19 protein-coding genes are annotated in these 25804 nt (G+C 43.6%); 16 read left to right on the top strand and 3 right to left on the bottom strand.

Translation table 11 applies throughout. From position 1 onward, the window contains the following. Positions 1 to 87: 87 nt before the first annotated feature. Positions 88 to 882 carry a Uma2 family endonuclease gene (locus tag XZ46_RS17355; protein ID WP_006624591.1) on the top strand — a complete coding sequence of 265 codons (795 nt, stop codon included), beginning with the start codon at positions 88 to 90 and terminating at the stop codon, positions 880 to 882. A gap of 50 nt (positions 883 to 932) precedes the next feature. On the opposite strand, the gene cutA is transcribed toward XZ46_RS17355, so the two are convergent. Together cutA and XZ46_RS17345 are read right to left on the bottom strand one after the other, a co-directional pair. After that, positions 933 to 1256: a divalent-cation tolerance protein CutA gene (gene cutA, locus XZ46_RS17350; protein ID WP_006624592.1), complete on the bottom strand. Its 324-nt coding sequence runs from the start codon at positions 1254 to 1256 to the stop codon at positions 933 to 935. Between the two features lie 20 nt (positions 1257 to 1276). Then, a complete protein-coding gene (locus XZ46_RS17345) occupies positions 1277 to 2164 on the bottom strand; it encodes a pentapeptide repeat-containing protein (RefSeq protein WP_006624593.1) in 888 nt (295 codons plus the stop codon). Between the two features lie 242 nt (positions 2165 to 2406). On the opposite strand from XZ46_RS17345, the gene XZ46_RS17335 reads away from it, so the two are divergent. The 9 genes from XZ46_RS17335 to csx2 all read left to right on the top strand — a co-directional run bounded on the left by XZ46_RS17335 (position 2407) and on the right by csx2 (position 17992). Beyond that, positions 2407 to 8565: a translocation/assembly module TamB domain-containing protein gene (locus XZ46_RS17335; RefSeq protein ID WP_008051105.1), complete on the top strand. Its 6159-nt coding sequence runs from the start codon at positions 2407 to 2409 to the stop codon at positions 8563 to 8565. An 82-nt stretch (positions 8566 to 8647) separates the two neighbouring features. Then, a complete protein-coding gene (locus XZ46_RS17330) occupies positions 8648 to 9136 on the top strand; it encodes a hypothetical protein (protein WP_048895155.1) in 489 nt (162 codons plus the stop codon). A gap of 690 nt (positions 9137 to 9826) precedes the next feature. Continuing rightward, a complete protein-coding gene (gene cas10, locus XZ46_RS17325) occupies positions 9827 to 12139 on the top strand; it encodes a type III-A CRISPR-associated protein Cas10/Csm1 (protein WP_008051101.1) in 2313 nt (770 codons plus the stop codon). Between the two features lie 54 nt (positions 12140 to 12193). After that, entirely contained in the window at positions 12194 to 12670 is a 477-nt protein-coding gene (csm2, locus tag XZ46_RS17320; protein ID WP_228116368.1) for a type III-A CRISPR-associated protein Csm2, read from the top strand. Further along, positions 12670 to 13614 carry a type III-A CRISPR-associated RAMP protein Csm3 gene (csm3, locus tag XZ46_RS17315; RefSeq protein WP_008051098.1) on the top strand — a complete coding sequence of 315 codons (945 nt, stop codon included), beginning with the start codon at positions 12670 to 12672 and terminating at the stop codon, positions 13612 to 13614. Before csm2 ends, csm3 begins: the two co-directional genes overlap by 1 nt. Positions 13615 to 13623: 9 nt before the next feature. After that, positions 13624 to 14664: a type III-A CRISPR-associated RAMP protein Csm4 gene (gene csm4, locus XZ46_RS17310; RefSeq protein ID WP_006624609.1), complete on the top strand. Its 1041-nt coding sequence runs from the start codon at positions 13624 to 13626 to the stop codon at positions 14662 to 14664. 11 nt (positions 14665 to 14675) lie between these two features. Next, the gene (csm5, locus tag XZ46_RS17305; RefSeq protein ID WP_008051096.1) at positions 14676 to 15947 is read left to right on the top strand and encodes a type III-A CRISPR-associated RAMP protein Csm5; all 1272 of its coding nucleotides are present in this window, start codon (positions 14676 to 14678) and stop codon (positions 15945 to 15947) included. A gap of 3 nt (positions 15948 to 15950) precedes the next feature. Beyond that, entirely contained in the window at positions 15951 to 16721 is a 771-nt protein-coding gene (cas6, locus tag XZ46_RS17300; protein ID WP_006670428.1) for a CRISPR system precrRNA processing endoribonuclease RAMP protein Cas6, read from the top strand. Between the two features lie 2 nt (positions 16722 to 16723). After that, on the top strand, positions 16724 to 17992 hold the full coding sequence (gene csx2, locus XZ46_RS17295) for a TIGR02221 family CRISPR-associated protein (RefSeq protein WP_006624612.1): 1269 nt from the start codon (positions 16724 to 16726) through the stop codon (positions 17990 to 17992). A 436-nt stretch (positions 17993 to 18428) separates the two neighbouring features. Here the strand turns inward: csx2 and XZ46_RS35055 are convergent, their stop codons facing one another. Continuing rightward, positions 18429 to 18593: a hypothetical protein gene (locus XZ46_RS35055; protein ID WP_162198542.1), complete on the bottom strand. Its 165-nt coding sequence runs from the start codon at positions 18591 to 18593 to the stop codon at positions 18429 to 18431. On the opposite strand from XZ46_RS35055, the gene XZ46_RS17290 reads away from it, so the two are divergent. The 6 genes from XZ46_RS17290 to XZ46_RS17265 all read left to right on the top strand — a co-directional run bounded on the left by XZ46_RS17290 (position 18543) and on the right by XZ46_RS17265 (position 25785). Continuing rightward, positions 18543 to 19418: a GTPase domain-containing protein gene (locus XZ46_RS17290; RefSeq protein ID WP_081593260.1), complete on the top strand. Its 876-nt coding sequence runs from the start codon at positions 18543 to 18545 to the stop codon at positions 19416 to 19418. The two genes, XZ46_RS35055 and XZ46_RS17290, sit on opposite strands and share 51 nt — an antisense overlap. 11 nt (positions 19419 to 19429) lie before the next feature. After that, a complete protein-coding gene (locus tag XZ46_RS17285; RefSeq protein ID WP_006624615.1) occupies positions 19430 to 20245 on the top strand; it encodes a hypothetical protein in 816 nt (271 codons plus the stop codon). A gap of 20 nt (positions 20246 to 20265) precedes the next feature. Further along, the gene (locus tag XZ46_RS17280) at positions 20266 to 21165 is read left to right on the top strand and encodes a hypothetical protein (protein WP_008051089.1); all 900 of its coding nucleotides are present in this window, start codon (positions 20266 to 20268) and stop codon (positions 21163 to 21165) included. Positions 21166 to 21207: 42 nt separating this feature from the next. Then, positions 21208 to 23391: a YtxH domain-containing protein gene (locus XZ46_RS17275; RefSeq protein ID WP_008051087.1), complete on the top strand. Its 2184-nt coding sequence runs from the start codon at positions 21208 to 21210 to the stop codon at positions 23389 to 23391. Positions 23392 to 23462: 71 nt separating this feature from the next. Continuing rightward, positions 23463 to 24575, top strand: a complete 1113-nt coding sequence (locus XZ46_RS17270) for a hypothetical protein (protein WP_008051086.1) — start codon at positions 23463 to 23465, stop codon at positions 24573 to 24575. Between the two features lie 19 nt (positions 24576 to 24594). Then, the gene (locus XZ46_RS17265; RefSeq protein WP_008051085.1) at positions 24595 to 25785 is read left to right on the top strand and encodes a VWA domain-containing protein; all 1191 of its coding nucleotides are present in this window, start codon (positions 24595 to 24597) and stop codon (positions 25783 to 25785) included. Positions 25786 to 25804 lie beyond the last annotated feature (19 nt).

Genomic DNA, 25804 nt, shown 5'->3' with positions numbered 1-25804 from the left:
AACTCTTGATGTCTAACATTTGGCGGCGAATTTTTCGTGGGGGCGATCGCTATAATAACAATAATTGTTAATCATCCCTAATGTATTATGGCTCTCCGGATTGTTGACTTGGAGATTACTTGGGAAAAACTTCCCGATGATTTTATTCTACCGGACGATCCTGTGGACAATATTAATCAACCGGCTTTAGCTGTAGCCCTGACTGATAGTCTAGCTGTGGCTGGTAAACTGAGCCCACTGAGTATCACGCCCACCAATTATGGGATCTGTGCCACCCTCAACGGTAAAATTGTGGTGAAAGCCCCAGACTGGGCGTTTATTCCAGAAATTCGGGTTGAGCGATCGCAGGTTGAACGCAGCTATACTCCTGAGTTGCAGGGTGCGCGTCCGATTATAGTTATGGAATTTCTCTCTGATACTGACGGAGGGGAATATTCGATTAAGCCTACCTATCCCCCAGGAAAATGGTTCTTTTATGAACGGGTGTTAGAGGTCCCTTACTATGCTATTTTTGACCCCAAAACTGGTAAGTTAGAACTTTATCGCCTTGATGAACAGGGATTCTATCAAATACAAGAACCACTAGATGATGGACGATATGCGATCGCTCCCATGGAACTGTTTTTAGGGGTTTGGGAAGGAACCCGCGAAAACCGTAACGGTTACTGGTTGCGCTGGTGGAATGAAGCCGGAGAGTTGCTGCTTTGGGGTATTGAATTGGTCGCCCAAGAACGCCAACGGGTGGAAGCTGAAAGCCAACGGGCTGAAGTTGAAAGCCAACGGGTGGAAGCTGAACGACAACGGGCTGATGCTGAACGACAACGGGCTGAACGTTTCATGGAACAACTGCGCCAGGCTGGTATTGAGCCTTTAGACAATTAGTTTAAAGTAATTTTCAACCACTAGGTAGGGGCGTAAATATTTCGCCCCTGTCATGTGGGGTCTAGTTGTTGTGAAATCCATTGTAAATAAGAGGGGGAACCTGCGACAATTGGTAAGGCAATAATTTCCGGCACTTCATAGGAATGAACCTCGGCGACCTTAGCAGCCAAAGCGTCAAACTGATTCAGGTCAGTTTTAATAATTAATTGCCACTCATCGGATGAGCAGATCTCACCTTTCCAGGTGTAAACTGAATGGATGGGCATTAAACCCACACAGGCGGCTAGTTTTCCCTCGACTAAAGTATGGGCGATCGCCTCTGCTTCCGTCCGGGAACTTGCCGTTACTAATACTATACCATATTGAGCCACCATATCAATTATACCACAAACATCTAAACTTGAGATTGAGAAAGTGTTAAACAGCAGAAATTTTCTAAATCCAGATATAAGCGAAAAGACAACGGTAAAATTGCCTCACAGAAATTAGCCTCTTTTACCTCGACTCCCAGTAATTTAGCCTCGCGCAAATCAGCATTTCGGAAATTAGCCCCCGACAATTTAGAACCATTCAGATCAGCATAACTCAAGCAAGCATTTTCTAAATTAGCGCCTCTTAAATCGGCATTTTCTAACTGGGAACCTAGGAGTTTAGCAGAACTGAGATTAGCCCTAATCAAGTTAGTTCCGGTCAAATTAGAACCACAAAGCCTAGCGTTACTCAAGTTAACACCATTCAAATCTAGGCGACTCAAATTAACACCATTCATATAAGCATTTTGCAAGTTAACATCAGTGAGCCTGGTTCCAAATAACTTAGCGCCACTGAGTCGCACACCATTGAGATTAGTATATCTCAAATCACTGCCAGTCAAATTAGCCCCCCGCAGATTAGCAAATTGCAGGTTAGCACCACATAAGTTAGAATTGGGGAGACTAGCGCCACGCAAATTAGCACCCGCCAAACTTGCGCCACTGAGTTGGACACCAGGTAATTTAGCTTTGACTAAAAAAGTACCGTTGAGATTGGCTTTGGTTAACTCAGCCTCCACCAGCTTGGCTTCGTTCATTTTAGCAAAACTCAGGTTGGCACGGTGTAAATTTGCACCATTGAACTTAACACGACTTAAAAATGAGCGAGTCAGGTTAGCACCCGTCAGGTTACTTCTCGATAGGTTAACACCTATGAGAATGACCCCTGTCAAGTCTACGCCACTGAGATCGACTCCTGTAAAGTCGGTTTCGCCTTGTTCGTAAAGTCTTAAAAGATGGCTGACGTTCATGAAAAAGTAACTCCGGCTACCTCTGATTATTTATCTAAGCACGGAAATTTCACAAAGTTTTTATATTTTTGTGTTGTTTTAATCTGTCGAAATGTTGCAATTATGGGGGTAGGACGAGAAATTATGGCCGAGAGTGGGGTTAACGAGGGTCTAACCCCGGAAAATTTATACACTCCAGTTAGGCTGTGATAAGCTACCCTTTCTGGATAAGGACTTCCGTTAAATCACGCAGATTGAGAAACATGATCCATACCCCATTACCAGACCCAGAAGACAACCCAAGGTCGGTCAAACGTTGGCGGCGTTGGCTTATTTGGGGAAGTGTTGGCTTAGGTCTTACTTCTGTGACGATCGCTGGTGGTGTAAGCTGGTTTATACATTACCGTTTAGCCTCTACCATCGCTACAGCCTTAGAGGGGACTCTCGATAGACCTGTAGAAGTCGGACCTGTTGAACGCTTTGGGATTATTAGTGTTCGTTTTGGACGGTCTGTGATTCCTCCCACAGATACTGATCCCAATACCGCCTCACTTGAAGCGATCGAAGCCAGCATTTCCATTATATCACTATTAACGCCAACTGTCGGCTTAAATTTACGGGTGATCAATCCCCAAGTTTATCTTGAACAAGACGAACTCGGAAATTGGATTAGGACTGAGATAGCGCCGGGGGATGAAAGTCCTGTGGATGTGGAAATTGGCTCTATTACCATTGAGAATGCTAATGTTAAACTCATGCCTCAAACTCTGCTGACGGCTGAGGTGAGAGAAGACCCGATCGCCCTCAATGTCGATCGCCTGATTTTAGATATCAGTGACCAGAACGATCGCATCAGAACCCACCTCACAGGTGAGTTTCACCGAGGCGGGAACATACAGGTTAGAGCGGATGGTATTTTATCTGCTGGAGATTTCGATACCACTATCACAGCTAATAGTCTTAATTTACCACAATTAGGATTATTAGTCAATACCCCCGGTATAATTTTAGGCGAGGGAGAAGCGGATGCCCAATTAAGGGTAAAATTGGCGAATTTTCAGCCGACTGGTATTTGGGGAAATCTGCAACTTAGGGAAGTACAAGCCATTTTAGCAACCCTTTCGGAACCGGTGACGATCACCAATGCTAATTTGGGGTTTGAGGAGACAGAGGCGACTGTGGAGACCCTAGAAATAGCTTGGGGTGATTTAGGAGTAACGAGCGGAGGGACAATCAGAACTAATGCAGAATTTGACTTGTTACAAACGGAATTCGATTTACAGGCAAATTTGCTCCCTGTTACTTTGGCGACGTTATTAGAAACGGCGGATCGAGAATTAGGGGAAACTCTGGTTTTACCAGTTCAGGTCGCGGGGGAAGTTACGGCTGATATTAACTTGACGGGAAACCTACAACAGCCTCAGCTAGAAATAGCGATCGCCACCACAGAAGCAACCCAAATAGATCGGGTAATTTTTAGCGAAATTTCCACGGAAATAGCCATCACACCAGAACTAGATCAGCAGTTTAATTTAGTAGCCGACCCAAGTATCAGCATTAACAATTTAAGGATTAAACCCATAAGCGGGGGAGAAATTAGCGGCGCTGGTAGTATGCAATTAACGGGACTGACGGAGTTACTTCGCGCCGCCACATTGACGACAGAATCACCAGAGGAATTTGTTTTACAGCCAACGGTAGAATTTACCCTAGATATTGACAGTCTATATTTAGATGCGATCGCCAGTCTATATGAACTTCCGAATAATACTAGATTAGGGGATATGTTCGCGACGGCTAAAGTTTCAGGTTCCCTAGATAACCTCCAAGGGGATATTAACTTTAATCTCCCAAATGGAACCTTGCCGATTTTGGGTTCTAGTCAAATCACCAAAAATCAGTTAACCGCGAATATAGCGATAGCCGAGGGTATAGTAAATGCGAATGTGCAACTGGCGGATAATAATAATTGGATAGCCACCCTGAACGCCAATGAATTAGGCTTAGATCCCCTAGTCAAATTAGGATTACCCCTCGCCAATTTACCCCCAGAGGTGCAGTTAATTATCGGACAAATTGACCTGAGACAAGATAAATTAAACCTAGACACGACCATCACAGGTCAACTAGATAAACTGAACCTAAACGACATCATCGCCAATGGCAATTTTAACCTAACGATCGCTAATGGAGAAATCAACAGTGATTTCAAATTAATAGGTGGAAAATTGGGGGCAGATTTTCTGGCAAATCGCCTAAATTTACAGCAAATAATAGGTATCGGACTACCCCTAATAAATTTACCGCCAGAAACTCTTATCCAACTGCAAACTCTAGATTTCAGCAATGGAACCGTGCAAAGTAGAGGAGTTGTGTCGGCGGACTTAAATAATTTTGACCCCAATAACATCACGGCTAATGCTATCGGCGACATCAATTTAGGCAATATGGGAGGGGTGATATCTTTACGAGAAACTCGCCTAGCGAATGGGGTATTTAACTTGGAGTTGGAGGCGAATAGTATCCATGTTAATCCCTGGTTAAATGTAGCCAGCAATTTGGGTAATTTACCACCGGAAACTAGGGAAAAATTGAGGCGATCGCCAGAGTTAAGAAACAGTCGCTTAAATGGAGTCATGATAGCCGGAGGAAATCTGAATAATCTTAATCAGATTAAAGGTAGTGTGAATGGATTAGTTAACCTTCCCCAATTAGGGGGAGAAATCACCGCCAGAGGCGAAATTGAGGCGGGAGACTTTGAGGGAACTATCATCAGTAATAATCTGCCTTTAAATCCCCTAATCAACTTAGGGCTACCTTTAGCGAATTTACCCGCGAATGTAGTAGCAGAAATTCGGAACTTAGACCTAGACAACCCACAACTACAAGGGGAAACCCGGTTTAGTGGAAACCTAGCCAGCATGACTCCAGAAGCGCTAACCATTAGTTTAGACGGACAGTTAAACTTAGGGAGAGATGGCATAATTAAAGCCACAGGTAGGACTCAAGCTGGTGACTGGAATGCTAATATAATAGGCGATCGCATTGCCTTAAATCGCTTTTCACCATTAGTCGAAAATCTCACCGGAATCGAAACCGCCCTCAGACCGACGGGATTACTTAACCAAGCCCAAAATATGCCCTTATTGCGAGGGTTGTTAGATACCGAATTAAATGCTAGAGGTTCAGTCACCGAATTCAACCCCGCCACCCTGGAAGCCACCAGCCAACTAAGACTAACAGAATTACCAATAATTCGTCAACCCTTGGAAGCCATAGCGAGACTGAAAAACGGACAAGTAAACATTGACCAAGCCGAAACTCCCCAATTTGGTGCTAACGGTTTATTAGCGCTAGAATTTAGTGGAAGTGGGGTTCCCAGTTTAGCCAATGTCGATCTAAATTTACGGGTATCTAACTTTGATTTAAACTCGCCTTTAGTAGAACCCCTCTTAGCCAACCTTCCCTCAGAAATACTACGGGGAGAAGTGCCACCTTTGGCGGGTAATGTGAGTTTTGCTGGTCAGTTAAAAGGTGCTATTTCTGCCTTAAATTTACAGGGTGATGTCAGGTTAGAAAATTTTAGCCTGCGGTCTCTCATATTTGACCCAGTAATGACCGGAACTTTAACAGCAGGACTAGGTGGCGGCGGTGTCACCTTAGCCTTATCAGGTCAACAGGACAAAATCGAGTTAGTATTAGACGATCGCTTTTTACCGACTGCATTTTTAGTACAGCGAGGAAATGCGATCGCCAAAGGAACCACCCCCAGCCTAAACCAGCTACAAATAACCCTAGAAGATTTCCCCATAGACCAATTAGGAATATACCCCATAGTAGCAGAAGGTTATGGTAATTTAGGAGGGGACTTAGCCGCAATATTAAACATTACTAATCTCGCCAGTTTAGACATCAATCAAATAGGCGCAACTGGTGAAATTAGCGTCCAAAACCCCAGTTTAGGTCATATAGAAGCCGATAGCTTCACCATTACTCAACTAAACCTTAGCCGTGGTCAATTTAGCTTTAATGACGGGGAACTTCGCCTAGGAGAAACCCAAGTTTTCATAGTAGGACAAGCCAACCTAGGTGCTATTATAGCCCAGGTTCCCCACTCCCAGGAAGAACCCCAATTTCAAGCTGATATCAGGGTTCCCCAAGGTAGACTACAAGATATATTTACCGCCTTAGAATGGTTCCAGTTAAGTGATATCGCCAACGGTCTCCAGCAACCCCAACGTGGCACTGCAGCCGACCTAGAAACCGTGGCCGTAGGATTATCTGAGACAGCGACCCTCCACCAACAGCTACAACGTTGGGCAGAAATTAACGCCCTATTGGAACAATGGGAAATCAAACAGAAGGAGAATGCTTCGCCATTTCCGCCCCTAGAGCAAGTAAATGCCAAATTTGATGCCGAAATCAAAATAAGCGGTTCCCCAGCCAATTTAACCGCCACTGCGGACATAAATGGTGCTGACTGGACATGGGGCGAGTACCGAATTGATGAGTTAGGATTAGAGGCAAGTTTCGAGGATAATATAGTCCGGGTGTTACCGTTGAGAGTGCGTTACGGTGAGACATTGGTGGGGTTTCAGGGACAACTAGATTTAGATGAGCAAATACCTTCGGGTCAGTTGCGGGTTAAGAATTTCCGCTTAGAAACCATAGAAGAATTTTATGACATCCCCAATATTGCTTTGAGTGGACAATTAAACCTGCGCGCTTTGTTCGCCGGGAGTTTAGATAATCCCCAAGCCTCCGGGGAATTTACGGTACTTGAAGGCTTATTTAATGATGAACCCCTGAAAGAGGCGCGGGGTAGTTTTAACTATAATAACGCCCGGTTTAACCTAGGTGGAACGGTGTTAGTTACGGAACAAGATCCTATAGAATATCGTGCATCAGTACCCTTTAGATTACCCTTTGCTAAGGTGAGACCAGAAAGTAATCTGGTCAGCGCTGAGGTGGAAATGCTGAATGAGGGATTCAAGATTATTAATTTACTCAATCCAGAAGTGAGTTGGGTTGAGGGACAGGGTTTTGTACAAATGCGGGCGCGAGGAGTGCTAGAACAGGCTGATGATGGCTCAATTAAGAATATTCTCATAGAACCTGATGGGGTGTTGAAGCTGGAAGATGTGGTGTTGAGGCTGGCTAGTAATAACAGTTCGATTACGGGTTTATCGGGAACAGCAACTTTCCTGAGAAATCGCCTGCGGGTTAAGGGTATGGAAGGGGAATTATTGGGAGACGCTGGGACGGGAAAGGTTGTTATCGATGGGGTATTGCCAATTTTTGAACCAATGAGACCGGAAGATCCAGATATTGACTCGCCCCTGAAAATGGTTCTGGAAAATTTAAAGTTAAATTTAGCCCTATTGTATCAGGGAAAAGCGGCGGGAGAAATTGTGATTGGTGGGACGGCTTTGCAACCGGGAATTGGTGGTCAGGTGGTGTTGTTTGATGGGGCTGTAACTTTACCGGAAGCAGACCAACCCCCGGCTACGGATAACGGAGATAATCGAGAACTGCTAAATACTGGACCGCTAGAGGTGAGCTTGAATAATTTTATGTTGACTTTGGGAGAGCATATTCAAGTGCGATCGGCTTCTATTACGCCTATTTTTGATGCCCCTGTGCTGAATTTTAACGCCAATGGCACAATTATAGTTAATGGAGATTTAGATAGTTTGGAGAGTCTTCGCCCCCAGGGAACTATTGAATTGACGGGAGGTGCGGTGAATTTGTACACCAGTCGATTTCAGTTAGACCGGGGTTATCCTCAACGGGCTACTTTTGTTCCTGATAATGGACTTGACCCGATTTTAGATGTGCGACTGGTGACTAGGGTATCGGAAACGACTCCGGCTGTGGCTTCAACTTCTGCTTTTGAAACGGAACTTATGGAAGTACCTAGGGCTTCTCAATTTGGTACGGTACGCACTATTAGGGTAACTGCTTTGGCTCAGGGTCCGGCTTCTGAGATTAACGATATTCTGGAGTTACGCAGTTCACCACCGCGATCGGAAATTCAACTGTTAGCTTTGTTAGGAGGTAGTGCGATCGAGGGAGTAACGGGGGATACGACTTTAGTTTTGGCAAATATTGCTAGTGCGGGACTGTTTAATGAGATTCAACAGAGTGTTCTTGATGCTACTGGGTTGACTGAATTTCGCATTTATCCGGCGCGGGTGTCTCAGTCCCAGGAACGTTCGGGTTCGACGGCTTTGGGTTTGGGGCTAGAGGTGGGTTTGGATGTTACTAATGATGTGTCGGTTTCGGTGAGTCGGGTTCTGGCGGCGAACCAGCCTACTCAATTTAATCTCAACTATCGGGTTAATGACCGCTTGCTTTTGCGGGGGGCTACGAATTTTGGCAATGAAAGTGAGATTAGGTTTGAGTATGAAACACGATTTTAGTCGGGGTTTGAACAGGGCTGAATTTGGCTAATGGCAATAATTCATCAACAGCAACACGACAGTTTTTCAGGAGCAGTCAACTATGTATAACATGAATCAATCCCTGCAAGTGGCTAAACAAGCCACCAGAGATATCGAAGGCTGGTTATCTGGTCTGCCGGAAACTGTGGCTATTGAAAATGTGGAAGATAACCCGCAATATCAAAGGGTTGATGTTGATTTGATTTGGATAACTCAAACCGGATCCTATCAAGTGGAAATTAAGGGCGATCGCTACCACAAAACTGGTAATTTCTTTTTGGAAACTCACAGTAATAAGGAACGCAATACACCCGGCTGTTTTCTCTACACAGAGGCAGATTGGGTGTTTTACTACTTCGTGACTCCCCGTCTGCTTTACCAATTGCCTATGCCAGCAACCCGCCACTGGTTTCTTGAGAATATTAACCGTTTCCGCGAAAGGTCAACTACCACCAATGTGGGTAATAGCTATTATACCACGGTGGGGCGATTGGTTCCGATTAATGTGGTAATTACCGAAGTATCTAACATTGCCAAACATCAACTATAACCAGCATTAATTCAGGTATTTAAATAATCGTTGATAATCCAAATAAAATCGATTTTTATAGGTTTACAGTAGTATTAATCCGGTAAATCTCTATAATTCGCTATAGCCTCCCCCTGAGCATATTTAAATTCTGGTGGGGAAACTGACGCAGCATGATAATTATGGAAGGGGGTACTTCCAGCGATGGTTATACTGAAAGGGTTGAGTATTTCTGAACATCTCCAATCGGACAAGCCCCCCCAAGTGGCGGCGATCGCCCCTGTAAATGGCTTCTACACTGACATTAGAGGTAATTGATCAATTAAATTTTTCTAAATTTGCGTAAATTTAGTGGTTGTCCCTGATAGGTAGATAGATGATCAGCCCACCGGATGGCCATCTCTAACTGAGGATCACTGAAATGGGAGGATCACGTTTAGAAAAGTTTACAGTCAAAAAGTAGATTTGTGTTTAATAATAAGGAGATAACATTAGGCGTTTAAGCATTAAGTTCAAAATCGCAAAAGTGCCTCACTGTAAGGGTTATAGATTCTACTGACCCACATTTTGTAGCACCCTTTTTTAGAACTTTCGCCGCAGGAGGGGCGATTTTAGATTTTAGTAGTCAAAGGAGATGCGATCGCGCTTCCTTTCATGCTTTGTATTTTCAGCAATATACAGTTAAGTTTTACTAAGTTTCACGATTGAGATATGGTTAATTCTACAGCCCCAAATATAATAGCTCTACAGGTAATTAGAGAGGCAGTTTGGCATTTAGCAAATTGGGCACAAGCCAAATGGCCCCCCAATTTTAATGTCCCAGAAGAGAATCCGGCGATCGCTAGAGCAAAACAATTGTTATCTTGGACAGAGACTAGCCAGATTCAACCCTTACACCTTTTGTTTGATGCGGTGAATCTATCACAGCCACAATCTCATCAGCATTATGTACCCGCTATCGCCATTGAGGATAGCAACCCTACAATTCCTTATCCTACAAATGAACCAGTTCAAGCCGAACAAATTAATTTTTTGCAACAAAAAATTAGAGAAACTATCGCTAATTTAAGGCTAGAAGATTGGGAAAACTTGTCACTATTAACCTTGCTTTTAGAAAAGTTTGGCTCCTGTTTATCATTAGGATTTGAAAATGTAGCTTTTTATGATTTGGTCAAATCAACTGCGGCGATCGCCGCGATTTTATCAAATGATTATCAAGCATCAAAGATTAGCTTAATAGCGGGTGATTTGTCTGGAATTCAAGACTTTATCTATACCATTTCATCTGACGGAGCCTTGAAATCACTAAGAGCTAGAAGTTTTTATATGGAATTAGTGACGGAAGAAGTAGCCCAACAACTGCTAAATAAATTAAATATACCTCGGACTAATATTATTTATGTTGGCGGCGGCAATTTATATTTATTAGCTCCAGAACAGAATAATAATGAAAATTTAGTTGAACCCATACGAGATGCTTTCAATGAATGGCTGATTGATGAATTTCAAGGCAAAGTATTTTTAAGTCTGGGAACTCAAAATTTTGATATCGAGGAAATTGGAACGGCTAAATTTGCCCAACAATGGGCAACCATTACTCAAAACTTAGCTCTCCAAAAAGCTCGCAAATTCGATCATCATTTGGATAATTTCTTAGCGATTCAGGAAACCTATGAACCTTGTCGGGTTTGCCATCGAGATGATGAGGAAAACTTAAAACCGCTTAACCATCAAGAAGCCGATTCAGTTTTAGCTTGTCCGACTTGTCGGCAGATGTTTCGCCTAGGAAGTGAACTTTTTAGGGTAGATGCGATCGTGCGATCGCCGGTTCGCGATAGTATTGCCAAAGCCTTAGATAGCTTGCAGATTAAGTTACCAGGACAGAGTATATATTATCACTTATTTCGGGGAAAGCAGCAAGTTAAAAATTTAGAAGAATCGGAAACTGTTTTTTTGGTAAATAATTGGAAAGTTGCCGACTATCAAAATGGCAACTCAGTTTCTTTATTACTCGGCAACTATGCTCAAAATAGTCAGGAAGAATATGGAACAATGACAGCCAATGAAATGGCAGATCTGGCTAAAAAAGACGGTTGTATTCCCAGAGTTGGTTATTTGCGAATGGATGTAGACAAATTAGGGCAGATTTTTGCCAAAGGTTTAGGAAATGATCAAACCTTACCTCGGTTAGCTGGATTATCGCGCCAAATGAGTTATTTTTTTAAAGTTTATTTGAATAGTCTGGCTCAATTTCGTCAGGAAAATTTACATAATACAGTGTTTCAGAGACTAACTGGAGAACGCCAAAATTTAGTATTTATTTATGCGGGAGGAGATGATTTATTTGTGAGTGGCGCATGGCATGAAGTTGTGGAATTTGCTTTTGATGTTTATCAATGTTTTCGCGCTTATACTGGGCATCACCCAGACATCAGCCTTTCTGGCGGTATTAGCTTATCAGTTGCTAAATTTCCTCTCTACCAAGCAGCAGAGGAATCTGGACAAGCAGAAGATCAAGCTAAAGCAAATGGTCGGGACAGCTTGGGATTATTTGGGAGTGTATTTAAATGGGATGAGTGGTTGGGAACTGAATTAAAAAATTTGCCAAATATGCCACGGAGTCCGCATAATTTCCTCAAACCGAAGGAATTGCAAACTTATCTTGCTAACGAAATATCACCGAGTCTTTGGGGAGTGTTGCCATTTGTTAAACAATTGCATCCATCCCTAGAAATAAACTATTCTCGAAGTTTTATAAGGAATCTATTGGCAACAGCAGAACTTCAGGATAAAATGATAAAAGAAGCTGCCAGCAAACCCCAGGAGTATCAGTGGGATGTCCGTTACTTCCTGCACCTGCCCAAAATTGCTTATACTTTAGCCAGGCTACCAGATCATGTTCGTAATCATCCTAATTTTGAACCAATTCGTACTTCTCTGAAAAACCCCTATAATGCTCCCTACTTTCGAGCGATCGCCACCTGGCTAGAGATGCTTAACCGTTCTTCAATTAACAGTGAATAAAACCCCGCCCGCATTCTCAGTCAGACCCTGCTCATATAAAAACCGGAAATTCTTATGACTTCCAATCAACCGAGACGCAATTCAACACCTCAATCAGCATCGTCCCCAACTCCGGACAGAGAGATGATTAAAGCTATTCACAAGCTGAACCAGGACAAGAAAAATGGGACTCTCAAAGATTACCCAATTCGAGATCTGGTTAAACACGCTGAGATGTTCGGGCCTTATCTCAAAAACCGGAGGTTAGAGACCAATCAGATCCGCAAGTTTTTGGATGCTATTAATCGTTTGAAAGCCAAACTGGCTCAAACTGAAGAAAATCAGAATCAGCTTTTTGCCGAAATTGAACCGGAAATTGTACTTCTCAAACCAAAATTAGCTTATGCAGCAGCCAGACAAGAGGCAGCCAAACCTTTGAGTGATGTTATGTCTGCTGCTATCGATCATGTACATTCTTTAGAAGATTTTGAACGCTTAGTTCAATTGATCGAGTCCATTATTGCTTATCATAAAGCCGAAGGAGGAAAATAATGACAGTTATTGAAAGACCTCAAACCCCCCTAGTTGGAAAGTTAAAAATTACCGGAACTTTGATTGTTGAAACCGGACTGCATATCGGTGGTGGCGGAGAAACATTGGAAATTGGAGGACTGGATAAACCTGTAATTCGCGATCCGGTGAGTCAATATCCATATTTGCCTGGTTCTTCGATTAAAGGTAAACTTCGATCAATTTTAGAAAGATGGCTTAATAAACCTTTAAATCGAGGGGGAGGAAGCGGAACATACCGTTATGAAAGTGATGATATAGAGAGTGGCTATACAGAGATTCAAGCGGATCAGTATGTTGAATATGAAGGTGCAAAAACCTGTCAAGTTAGCCGTCTCTTTGGCTCCACTGGTGGTTCTAAGTGTTGGATTCCTACTAATATTGCTCAGTCACAGGAATTAGGTAGTCAGGGAAATAAAACCATTAATGGTGTATCTCATACGAAGATTAAAGGCAGAAATTGTCCGGCTCGCTTGATTGTTCGGGATTGCCATTTAACTCCTGAATCAGCCGAGCAACTTCGTAACATTGACACTGGGTTGTATATGACCGAGTGGAAGTTTGAGAATGGATTAGATCGGGTGACAGCAGCGGCTAACCCCAGACAATTAGAGCGAGTGCCAGCCGGAGCAAAATTTACTTTTGAAATGGTCTATACTGTTGAGGATGAAAATCAGGCGATTGAAGATGTAAAAAACTTGGCGATCGCTCTGTCAATTTTAGAAGATGATGCCTTGGGAGGACATGGTTCTAGGGGTTACGGAAAAGTGAGATTTGAGAACTTTAATTTTGATTACCGTGATGCCAAACAATACGAAAATATTGCCAGTGGTGGCGGTACTTCTATTAACTTCCCATCCCTCAAAAATACGGCTGAATTTTTAAGCAGATTTAGCGAAATTCAATCTCAGTTACCAGGCAGTTAAACCTAAATTATGAGCAACTACAAGCTAGTTAGCCTCAATTTCGGACAACACTCTACCCATTTTGGTGAAGTCGGAATTGGAGTTGAAGAAACGAGCGAACGAGTGCGTTCTGATACATTATTTAGCGCGCTAATTATTGCCTATGCTCGGTTATTTGGAAAAGATGCTGTTGAAGATTTACTAAAATCTTTTGACTCATCGCCTCCTTTTCGGGTCAGCTCAACATTTATTTACTCTGAGAATGGTCAAAAAAGGATTGACTACCTACCAAAACCGCTCAAATTTCCGCGCGGGTATCCGGTGGGGAATGACTTGGAATTTACCAAGACTTACAAAAAAATTCACTACTTACCTCTGGATATTTGGCAACGCTGGTATCAAGGTAGTGGTTTTACGGTAACCGATCGCACCGAATTGATTGATTATACTAACCAGGCTAACAGTTCTGGTAATCTTAAAAATTCGGGAATTTTCGACTATAGCCAAGCCTATCAAATCCATAAAACTCCCAAAGTGGCGATCGACCGAACAACTCGGGCGACCAATTTCTACCATACTGGTTTTGTGCAATTTAATAAGTCCTGTGGATTGTACTTTTTAATAGATTTGGTTAAAGTAGATAAAGACCTAGAAAATAGACTTTTTGCCGCCTTAAATTTATTGGGGGATGAAGGCTTAGGCGGTGAGCGCTCCAGTGGCGCAGGACAGTTTAAACCCACTTGGTCAGATCTATCTGATACATGGCAAAACTTGCTTAACTGTCCTCAATCAACCGACTACAGTTTAATCAGTTTGCTTTGGGAAAATCCGATTTCGGATACACTCCATAATGATAGAGCTAGTTATGGAATACTGGAACGAGGGGGATGGATTTCCTCTCCCTTTTCTGGGCGACAACTGCGACGTAAAAAAGTGCGGATGTTTGTGGAAGGCTCGGTATTTCCGGTGCGTACTGACGGACAATTAGCGGATGTAACTCCCTACGAATTTCAAAAATTGCATAAAGTGTATCGGAGTGGAATTGGTTTTAGCTTGCCTATTATCCTATAACAACAAGAGTCATGGTTTCAGCTTTCAATATTTCCAAGCCTCAAGTTTATGAAACTAGAACAATTCAGTTATCGAGTCCGCTTTTACACATTGGCTCTGCGGTCTCTCGGCTCAACCCATTTGAATATGTTCAAACCAGTCAAAGAGTCTATCTTCCAGAGCAAGAAGCTCTGGCTAGAGAATTGTCAAATCGAGGCAAATTGCAGGATTATATCAGTGCGATAGAGCATCGACAAGAAATTCTCAGTATTCTGAGATCAACTTTTGGTGAAAATTGGCAAGATGCTAAAGATGTTTTGGGAAATCCTATTTTTCCACCAGGAGCAATTGATAGGAAATGGACTGATGAAAAAGTAACTGATTTACGGCCCATGATTCGTAATGGATTCGGACAGCTTTACATTCCCGGCAGCTCAATTAAAGGTGCCATTAGAACAGCGATCGCTTATTACTTACTCAAAAATGCTGAGAAGTACGGAGTTCCTAATTCTAACCGAGTGAGTGCGATCGAGGAACGACTGAGGCAGCAGTTAGATAATAACCACTTGCAAAAACAACAAAAGTGGGCAGACGATCAGCTATTCATGGATAGTTTATTTGCGGATTTCTCATTAAATTATCAGGGAAAATCAATGGCAGCGGCTACCGGGCCGAATACTGATATTATGCGAGCTGTTCAAGTCACTGATTCTCAACCTCTAATAGAAAGGAAAGTGACGATGAAAAATCACAAAATAGTTACTTTTAACATTCCCGTTGTAGCTGAAATTCTGGTTTCTAGTCACTTTGATAATGATAATGCTAAATACAGAGCTTCTATTTATGCAGAAGTTGTCAGAAATGTTAAAACCCAGTTTACTTTGTCCTTAGATACGGAAATGTTATCCTGGTTTCAACACAAAAGAGGCATGAAAATTCCTTTTAAATCCGTTGATGAATTGCTGAATATTTGCCAAAGTTTTGCTAAAGAACAGTGGGATGGAGAACATGATTACTGGATGATGGTCAAAAACAAACAGCATCAAGGTAAAAATCTTGATTTTGCAGCAATTAGAGATTTTTATGAACCAGAACAATGCCCTTATCATTTGCGAATAGGTTGGGCTAGTGGGATGACCGGAACCACGGTAGGATGGCTATTTGCAGATGATTTGAGATCCCAAATTAGAGATACTTGTGGGATAAGAGCTCCCCAATTTGAAGCTCCCAAATCTCGTCGTACTGTGGTCGATCCTAATGGCAATATTAAATATGTCCCGGGGTGGGTAAAGTTTCGAGGATAATTAATGCTGATTCGTTCAACTTGGACATTGACTGTTTGTGAACCGATGACACTTCCTAGGTCTTACGGCTTGGAGTTGGTCAAACAACTTCATCATCAATTGGGGTTAGGAATTGGTCTCAATATGATCCCCGACACCAGCTTTTCTAGCATCATGGGACGGTGCTTGGGGGCTGGAGATTTCATTACATTTCAACCTGAAGAGTTGTATCAGCTAACCTTTTCTGGTTTGCAAGAAAAAAGTTCTAAAGCGATCGCATCTCTTGATTTATCAGGTGGTTTAGAATTTTTAGGAGTTCAATTTAAAGTTACCGATCGCCAAGATAATATCACAAGTTACGAACAACTTTACACTACCTTAGTAGCTAATGAACCGGAGCCAATTTTTGAGTCTCAACTCAAGTTTACAACTCCCACTTCTTTCGCCCAAAAAGCCATAAAGCTCCCCCTTCCAGTTCCCGGACTGATGTTTCGGAGTTGGCTGCAATCTTGGAATAATTTTGCTCCGATTTATTTGGGTAGTGGAGAATTGATTACTTATTTAGCAAATGCGATCGCTCTTAAACGTCATCGAATTTCTACTCAGCTATGTAGAATTGGGAAAGACTCAGTTAATGGATTTGTTGGTGAAATCACCTTAAAGGCATTGTACAAAACCGACCCCCTACTGGTGAATGTCGCGAATTTGTTGGTTCAATATTCTGAGTTTTCAGGAACTGGAATTAAGACAAGATTGGGAATGGGTCATACAGAAACTTATTCAAGGATTAATTAATTATGAGAACCGCTATCACGAAAATCATTTCTTTTCTGGGATTCAACTCTTACCAAGTTACCAAATATCAACATCCTACCCAGTCAATCTCTTTAACAACCAAATATTACCAAGAGGCTTTGGCTGAATTTTATCAGCCCCAGAAAATATATATTTTCTTGACTCCAACAGTTGAAACAAAATGTCCTGGTAGGGGAGACCAGAAAGAAGACCGCTCAAATTGGCATCAACTTGAAGAAATATTGGCACACAAGTTTCCTGAACTTGAGATTGTCCCAGTCAAAAACATTCCTGAGCGGAATAGTCCAGAAGATATCTGGACAATTTTCAATAAAGTTAATGAATGTTTGGAAGATGGCGATCGCGTCATTTTTGATATTACTCATTCATTTCGCTCTGTGCCAATTGTTGCGCTTTTGGCAGTTAGTTATTTTCGAGTGGTGCGAAATATTACCATTGAAGGTTTGCTTTATGGTGCATTTGAAGCTAAGGAGAATGGCATTACCCCCACCTTTGACCTTTTACCAGTAGTCCGCTTGTTTGACTGGCTTACAGCAACCGATCAGTTTCTGAAAACTGGGAATGGTGAAGACTTGGCGAAATTGTTGCAAGAGGCACAGGGTCATACTCAAGCATTGGGCGATCGCATTTTAGAAATTTCTCAAGGTTTGCAGTTATTGCGTCCCATGGATGTCATGACCGCCGCCGCAGCTTTACCGGAAAGTATTGAACAAGGTAAACCAGACTTAGCACGAGTTGTTCCACCTTTTGAACTATTATTAAATCGTGTGGTGAGTGAGTATGGTCAATTTGCTTTAGCTGAACCGAAAAACTATCAAGTCAATGGCAAAGCTGCATTGCAGAAACAGCTTTTTGAGATTGAGTGGTATGCCAAGAAGGGTCTATATGTCCAAGCTATATCACTAGGACGGGAATGGCTACCTTCTCTCCTCTGTTATCATTTTGAACTCGATCCAATGGAGAAACAAGCACGGGAGGAAATGGAAATCCTTTGTTGTGGTGGTAAAGTGGGAGAGCGTGAGTCAATTTACCGCAGTCAATATAAAGAGATTGAACCATCTAAGCGTAAGATGATCAATCAGTTATGGAATAATCCCCCTTGTAAGTTGGCTAATTTACGCAATGATGTTCTTCATTCTGGTTTCCGTAAAGATCCGAAAAGTGTTGAAGAGATCAAACAAACATTACAAAAAATTGTCGAAGACCTGAAAACAATTGCTCAGGTCTGGGGTGTATTTGATGAAGAATAGAAAAGCCCAATTTTAATAGTTAGCGTGTCATTCATTCCTCCCAACCCAGAGGGAGTCAAATATGCTTCACAAGTAAAAGTTGAGCCAGATCGCCTGTGAAAATCACTAATTGAGAACAATCAACATGAGACTTGCCATTTCGGAAACTTGGCTAACTATCAGTTAGTCACATCGGACAAGCCCCCCAAGGGGGAGCGATCGCCCCTGTAAATGGCTTCTACACTGACATTAGAGGCAATTGCTCAATTAAATTTTTAGATATTTGCGTAAATTTAGTGGTTGTCCCTGATAGGTAGATAGATGATCAGCCCACCGGATGGCCATCTCTAACTGCAATCGGAGGATAACCTTTAGAAAAGTTTACAGTCCCAAGGTAGATTCAAGTAGATTTGTGTTTGATAATAAGGGGATACCATTAAGCCTTTAAGCATTAGGTTTAATAGAGTGAAAGTGCCTCACTGTAAGGGTTATAGATTCTATTGACCCACATTTTGTAGCACCCTTTTTTAGAACTTTTGCCGGGGTGAGGGACGATCGCCTCTGGGTTAAGGTGGCGGCGCGGTGGTGGTGGGATGCGATCGCCAACTGGAAGTCTGGCCATAGACTCACCCAGAACCGATTGACCCGACCACCATGTTTAGACCTTTTTATTGGAACTTTTCCTATGGGCGTTATCTATATCGGCGATCGCAATACTGGCAAAACTTCCCTAGTCCTGGAACTGGCTCATCCCAGCAGCCAGTTCGTCAAAGTCACCGATCCCCTTTACGATCAACTTAAAGCCCTTCTGTGTGACAAGGGAAAAACCAAGGCTACCGATGCCAGCCAGGCTACCCACGATCGCCAACTGGAGATCGAAGTGACCCTGCCCAGCCGACCCAAAAACATCTATACCGAATGGATAGATACACCGGGGGAAATATGGCGCGCGACTTGGAAAAACGACAACCCCGACGAGTGGAGAAAATTTTTGAAAACCGCTCACAGCAGTCAAGGGGTGTGCCTAGTCCTGTCCCCCTACCGGGAAATTATCCGCCAGGGGGATGGCATCATTCAGGAAGACTTTATCACCCGCAAACAATGGATTAAACGATTTGAGCGCTGGGTAAAATTTTTCCGCCAAGACTGTCGCCAAGCCAAACATCTGGTTCTGTGTCTGAACAAAGCCGACCTGATCCGAGGCATCGACCTGAAAGAAGAAGCCCAAAAACTAGCCTACCATCCCGTCAATGCGGAGATGAACTGGATGCAACGCAACAACTACGTTTTCAAAAGGTTTTTCAGTCCCCTACAATCCCACATCGCCGAACTGAACCAATATACCTCCGGTTTATCCGTGAAATGTTTCATCACTAGCATTTACAGCCGGGAACTGGTGGAACTTCCTTGGATTTATCTGGGCACTTATCTTAGTAGTAACCAATAAAGGAGTCAGCTATGGGCAACATTTGCGTAATCGGCCCCAGGGCATCTGGAAAAACCACCTATCTCGCCGGACTCAGCTACTTTTCTGAGTACCGGGGTTCCCGCAGTGAATACAGCATCGAACCCCTGAACGACGAGACTCACAAGCTGGCGGAAGATGCCGACCAGACAATTTGCAACGGGTTAGCGGTTGAACCGACTGTGCTAGGCGATCGCATCAGAAGTGTGGATGACCTTCCCGACTACTCCTTTAAAATCGAAGTCAAACAGAGATTCCTCAGACCCCGAATCGATATCCAACTGACCGTTCGCGACTACCCCGGCGAAGTGTTCGATAAAATTCTCCACTCTTCCCCAGACCCGATTATGGAAGAATTTATCGACGAATGTTTTAGGGCTGACGTGGATGGTTGTTTGCTGTTGTTTACCGAGTGGGAAAGCAGCCGAGATCGTTTTTATAGCCAATTGATCAAGCAATTTTTAAAAATTATGGACGAACACGATCGCCTAAATAACTATCGCCTAGCCGTAGCCATGAGTAAATGCGAACGGGGGGAAATTTGGCCGGGAAGATTGGACCCGGAAACCGACCTATTTGGCATTTACTTGAAAAAAACCCTCAAAACCCTCAAAAAATCCGTTCCCCCCAAAAACTTGCAGTTTTACGCCATGTCAACCTTCGGCGTGTCGGGACGGTATGACCCTCGCCCCAACCGGGCGGATGCTCGGGGAACTAACGGACGAGTCTCGATTTTACGAGAACCGAACCGGTGGCAACCTTACAATTTAGTTGAACCGTTGTGTTGGTTAAGTACCGGCCAAATCTGAACTTTAAGAGTGAGTCGATCATGCTATTTGACAACCAAACCAACTCGACATCATTATCCGTCAAAACCTTGGGCGGAGATTCCGTGGTGCGAATTATCGGCGATCGCAGTTCCGGGAAAACCACTTATTTGGCATCCCTGGCTTACTGGCCCAACGCCAGCCCCGATAATCCCGTGCAAACCGTCTCCCCCGTCGGCGAAGACAGCGAGGAACTGGTAGACAAAGCCAGAGACATCCTAGAACAGGGATTATTACTGGAACCCACCAACCTCCACGATATCGACGCGGTGAAGGATTACACCCTCAGCATCACCCTCAAAGATCGCTTTTCCTGGTTGCGGGGGTCGGGAAAGATGGTGCAAATCAACGTCAGTTGTAAGGATTACAGCGGCGAGTTTTTCCGGGATTTGGTGCATAAAAGTGGCGATCCGATGCTGGATGATTACCTCGACGATTGCTGTTTGGCGACCGGGTTAATGGTACTCGTCGATGGAACCGCTCACCGCAAGGATAAGGACTATTGCGCGGGGATCGAAAAACTGTTGGTGGAACTCGATCGCGCTGAGTTGAAGAACCAACATCGACGGATTGCCTTTGTGTTGACTAAGTGCGAACAGTCGGAGTTGTGGGTGAACCGCCACGAACCGAAAAAGTTGGCAAACATGAGATTTCCCAAACTCTCCGCCCAACTGCAAAGCTATTCCAAACTAAACCGCGTGGGGGTGGAGTATTTCACTACTTCCGCCTTTGGGATTTTGGGGAAACAGTACCCCGAACCCAACTCGAAACGGTTGAAGCGATCGCGTGATGGGACAACTTCCGTGATTAAAAAACCGAGAGTCTGGCGGCCCTTTGGTTTAGTCGCCCCCATTTACTGGCTTTGTACCGGAAAACGCCACCCGGAACTCGATCGCGACTAATGCGATATTCCCGATGTCCTCATTTGCAATCTTTTCACAGCCATGACGATGATCTACATTCACGAATTTAGTACCGGAATTGAAGTGAAACGAACTTCCGATGGAGGGTGGGAATCGGGGGGATTTACCGGACAGTACATGAATTGTACCCGTGAAATTCCCCCGGAGATATTAAATGCCATTTCTAGTGGCGAATTTTCCTTGTCCGAAGGGGGCCTCCAAGGGAGTTGGGCGATGGTGGGGCGACAAGTCGGGGGATATTCCGTGGTAGCCGTCGTCAGCCGGGGACGGGACGATCGCGGGCGGAGCGTATCGCTATACCGCTATTTTTGGTGTGAGGGAAAGGACTATATCGAAGCAATTTTGCGAATGATGATTTCGCGATTCGTCTTCGATCCCGATTACCAACCCCCGTCAACCGGATACCCTTTAAACCCGGATTCACAGCCTGTTTCATTAGATAAATTTGCAGAATATTTAGACTCATCGCCACCCATCGTTATTCCCCATGAACAACCCTGTACGCATTTGATATTAAACGAGATAGCGAAAGAGATAGCGAAACGACAAGGCCAGGACTATTCTTGGGCTTATAATGTAGCGGCCTTAGAAAATCCCTGGTATTTCCAAGTAATTTATCCCGCCAGTTCCGAAGCGGAAAACAATTTCAAGGAAGTTTTAGCCCGTCGTCCCCGTGATTCCGTATTTATCTCTGGGGAAGCGGGGATTAAAACCGCGATCAAAGCCATCATAAAAGGTCGCGTCAAACCCGAACACATAAACAGCTTGGAAATCGCTTTAGCCCATCCCCAAATCGATGCTCAATTTTGGAACAAACTCTTAGATAGTCGAGGAGCATCCAAAGCCAACAAAGACAAAATATACTCCGAACCGATGGTTAGGCTGTTGACCTTAAAAGCCCTACTGATACCGAAATTCTTGCCGGAATTTTTGATTTGGATGCAAACCGCCCCCAAGCCGGATGACTGTTGGGAATTTTGCCGGAAATTGCAGGCATCGATTGTCACAGAGTACAAAAAGAATATCGGCTGCTTGCCATGTCTGACTCGAAATGTTAAGGACGGAATTTATAGTCTTCTCTCGCGCTTAATCACCAAACCAAAATCCTCCAAATCCGACAGCAAAATTCAACATAAACTCCGTGGTTTAGTGCATTCCAAATTTGATATACCACAACTTGTTAAAGCGACTAAATTATTACTCACCCAAAAGGATGGGTTTTGGTCGCAGGTTTACCGCGTGTCTTTCACCAAAGATTTGGCAGATGCTCTCACCCAAATACCAGATTTATCGGAACCAGGAGTCATCAAAGATTACCCAGAAGAACAGCAGAAATTCTTAACAAATTTACAGCCTTTTTGGAGATATCCCGGCAAAACTGACAAGAACTATTTATCCTTAGCTCAATTCTTTGAAGAAGTGGAGGAGCCACATTTCGCCGCCATTTTTTATCAAATCTCAACCGGTGAGGTTCCTGCAAATATATTTTACAGCCTATCTCGAAAGGGCAATGTTAAAAAAGGAACATTGTTCGAGATGACGCTAATTCGCAAAAAGGGATGGCGCGACCATATCCATTCTGCTTTAGATGCAGGGATTTATTTTGTCACAGAAAATTTAATATTGATTATAAGAGGGATGGTAATAGGTTTATTATTAGGTACAATAGGATTAACAACAATATTGTTAATAAGTAGTTGGCTGACATCTCGGTATGACAAGACTTTGCAGGCAAGTATGGAACAGAAAATAGCCACTCTAAAGGATGAATTAAAATCTGCACAGGCATCAACAACAGACACGAATAACCCAGAGACTTTGACCGAAATTAGTCCTGAAAATAAAAAACTTTTTGACAGAACAGATGAGGCAATCAAGGCAATGATTAAGAATTTAACTGATGACATAAATCAACTACCACCAAACACTCTAAATAGCATAGGTATTCGCGAGAATGTACAGGATAATAACAAGTATATAGTTTTATTTTGTGTCAGACAAATATTAGGAATCGACCAAAACTTACAATATGGAGAAATCGGTAAATATAACGAAAGATGGCAAAAATTTAGTGACGCAATTAAGAAATATCAGAAATCCAAAGGAGCAAATACTCCTGATGGCGTGATTGATAAAGATGGTCAAACACAAAGATGGTTGGAGGAAGATATCAGAAATCAATACTTAAACCCAGATGGAGGCTAAAATATGTTAATGATGTTACAGACAGGATGCCTGTGCTATGGGGTTCGATTGGTTAACGGAAAGGGTGCATTATGAGACTCTATTTCTATATACTGGCTGGTCTAATATCTGCTTTGCTGGGGTGGAATATCGCCCAGGTGTTCCTTAGCGATTTCGGCTGGCTGCAAGGGTTTCCGGAAATTGTCTTGTTTCCCTGCATGGCGATTTCCCTGGCAATTGGCAGCGTCACCAACGAGATTTTTATCAGTAACCCCACCCGTCCTAAACTGAGTGTACGGATGCTGCGAGTTCCGCTGATGTTGGCGTTTATGGTGGGACTGATAGCGGGGGGAATAGCGGGGGGTATTTCCCAAATTCTGTTCGACCCTAGCCTGGCAATTCCGCCGGTGATAATTCGGGTGTTTGGTTGGTTGGTGGTGGGAGGTTCGGTGGGTTTGGCTGAGGGGTTGAGTTGGCGGTTTCATAGCCTGGAGGCGGGAAACCCCAAACGCTTTTACCTGCGCCTATTTATCAGTATTTTGGCGGCGAGTATTGCCAGTCTCATCGCGGCGGGTATTTTTGAGCTGATGCGTTTGCTAAGGCTGATGCCAGCGGCTTTTAAACCCTACGAAGACCCGTTGGGCTTTGCAGTGTTGGGGTTGTGTTTGGGTGTGGCATTTGCCATCACGAATGCTTCCCCCACTTACCTGCCGGCTTTGAGGGCGGGAAGCGGATTTGAGTACCAGGAAGAAGAGTACCAAGATATTTCTGTTTTGGATGAGGACAGCGAAGATGATGATCCGAAAATCAATTCCTCGATGCTGCGATTTATTACTTATCGATCGCACGACGAATTTGATGATGATGAAAAAATCGAAGAAGGGATGTCAATCGAACTACCCAGGCGGGGCATGATTCGGATCGGTTCTTCTGTAAAATCAGAAAACAAAGCGGATATTTATCTGCCCCATCTGCTCCCGTACCTGGCAAATATTAAAATCGAAGGAAACCGGGCTTTTTTAACGCCCCATCAGAGACAATTCCTGAAAATTGCGATTAACGGAACCAAGCTGAGATCTCGACGTAAAGTTTCACTAAAACACAACTATGTTATTACATTCTATACCGAACCATCCGAAAGTTTTAAAGTCCCGAAATTCTACCGGTTTGTATTTTATAATCGCTTTTTCGATCCGATGGCTTAGTGGTAGTGCGATCGCATTGATGATCGCGTCCCCAGTTTTCGGAAAAACGGCGGAAATTGTGGGTCGTCCGAGGATAAACAATGACAATGTTACCCTGCGCCTGCAAGTCAGGGATGGGAGAGGTCGTCCGGTCATGCAATTGCAGGAGTCGGATTTTCAAGTGATTACAGATGATGAACCCGTCGGGATCAAATCTTGGCAAAGTCCCCAAGAAAGCACCCCTCCTCCGGCTTGGATTGTGGTTTTAGTTGACTTGAGTGGGAGTATGAACGAACTCGATACAAGTGGAAAGCGAAGAATAGATGGTGCCCTGGACGCGACGCGACGATTTTTAGAACAAATGAGCGATCGCGGTGGTGATACGAAGGTGGCGATCGTTCCGTTTGGGGAAGGTGGCAGAAACTGTCCGGGTTTCGAGGTGACACAGCGGGGGATTGACTCCAGATTTTTCCCGGCGAATGATATCAAACAAACCAACTTTCTGGATTATCTGGCCGCGCAAACACTTTGTGCAGCTACGGATATTTACAGTCCGTTGTCAGAAGCGATCCGAGTCCTGGGAAATCGGCAAGATCCACGGTTTTACGTTCCGGAAGATTCGGGTAGACCGGAACCTCGGCTATCGGTGATTCTCCTCTCGGACGGCTTCCACAATCAACCGAACGAACAACAAGATTTCGATAATTTAATTACCTTACTGGAGAGAAATAATAACATTATTGTTCACACTCTCGGCTATGGCTTAACCCCCCAACAGGTGGGGCAAAAATATAACTTGGGACGAGCGGCTACTCGAGCTGATGCTGATAAAAATCCCCAAGTTGCAAGGGAGTTTGTCGATAAAGAACGCCTGCAGACCATTGCGGAAACAACAGGAGGAATTGCGGAATTTTCGGGAAACGCCAATGACATTGCCAGGAACTTGCAACTTTTCCTAGATTCCCTGTTGGGAGAATACGAGATTGTTTTCCAGCAACCGAACGCGGAACGGGGAACGCAACACGAAGTTTTGGTACAAGTGACGGTTAATAATCAGCAAATCAAGACGCAACCGAAAACTTACACGATGATGGTTTTTGGGCGATCGCTTCCCCAGAAAACACGCTTAATTATGACTGGTATCCTCTTATTGGTGCTGATTTTGGGAGGGGTTATCCCTTTCTTGAGCTGGAGCAATTATATGAAAAGAGAGGCGGAGCATGATTTTTGATGATGGTTTCTATATTGTT

It is taken from the genome of Limnospira indica PCC 8005 (assembly GCF_000973065.1).
In the GTDB taxonomy this organism is placed as follows: Bacteria; Cyanobacteriota; Cyanobacteriia; order Cyanobacteriales; family Microcoleaceae; genus Limnospira; species Limnospira fusiformis.
This window is presented reverse-complemented; position numbering and strand designations above follow the sequence as displayed.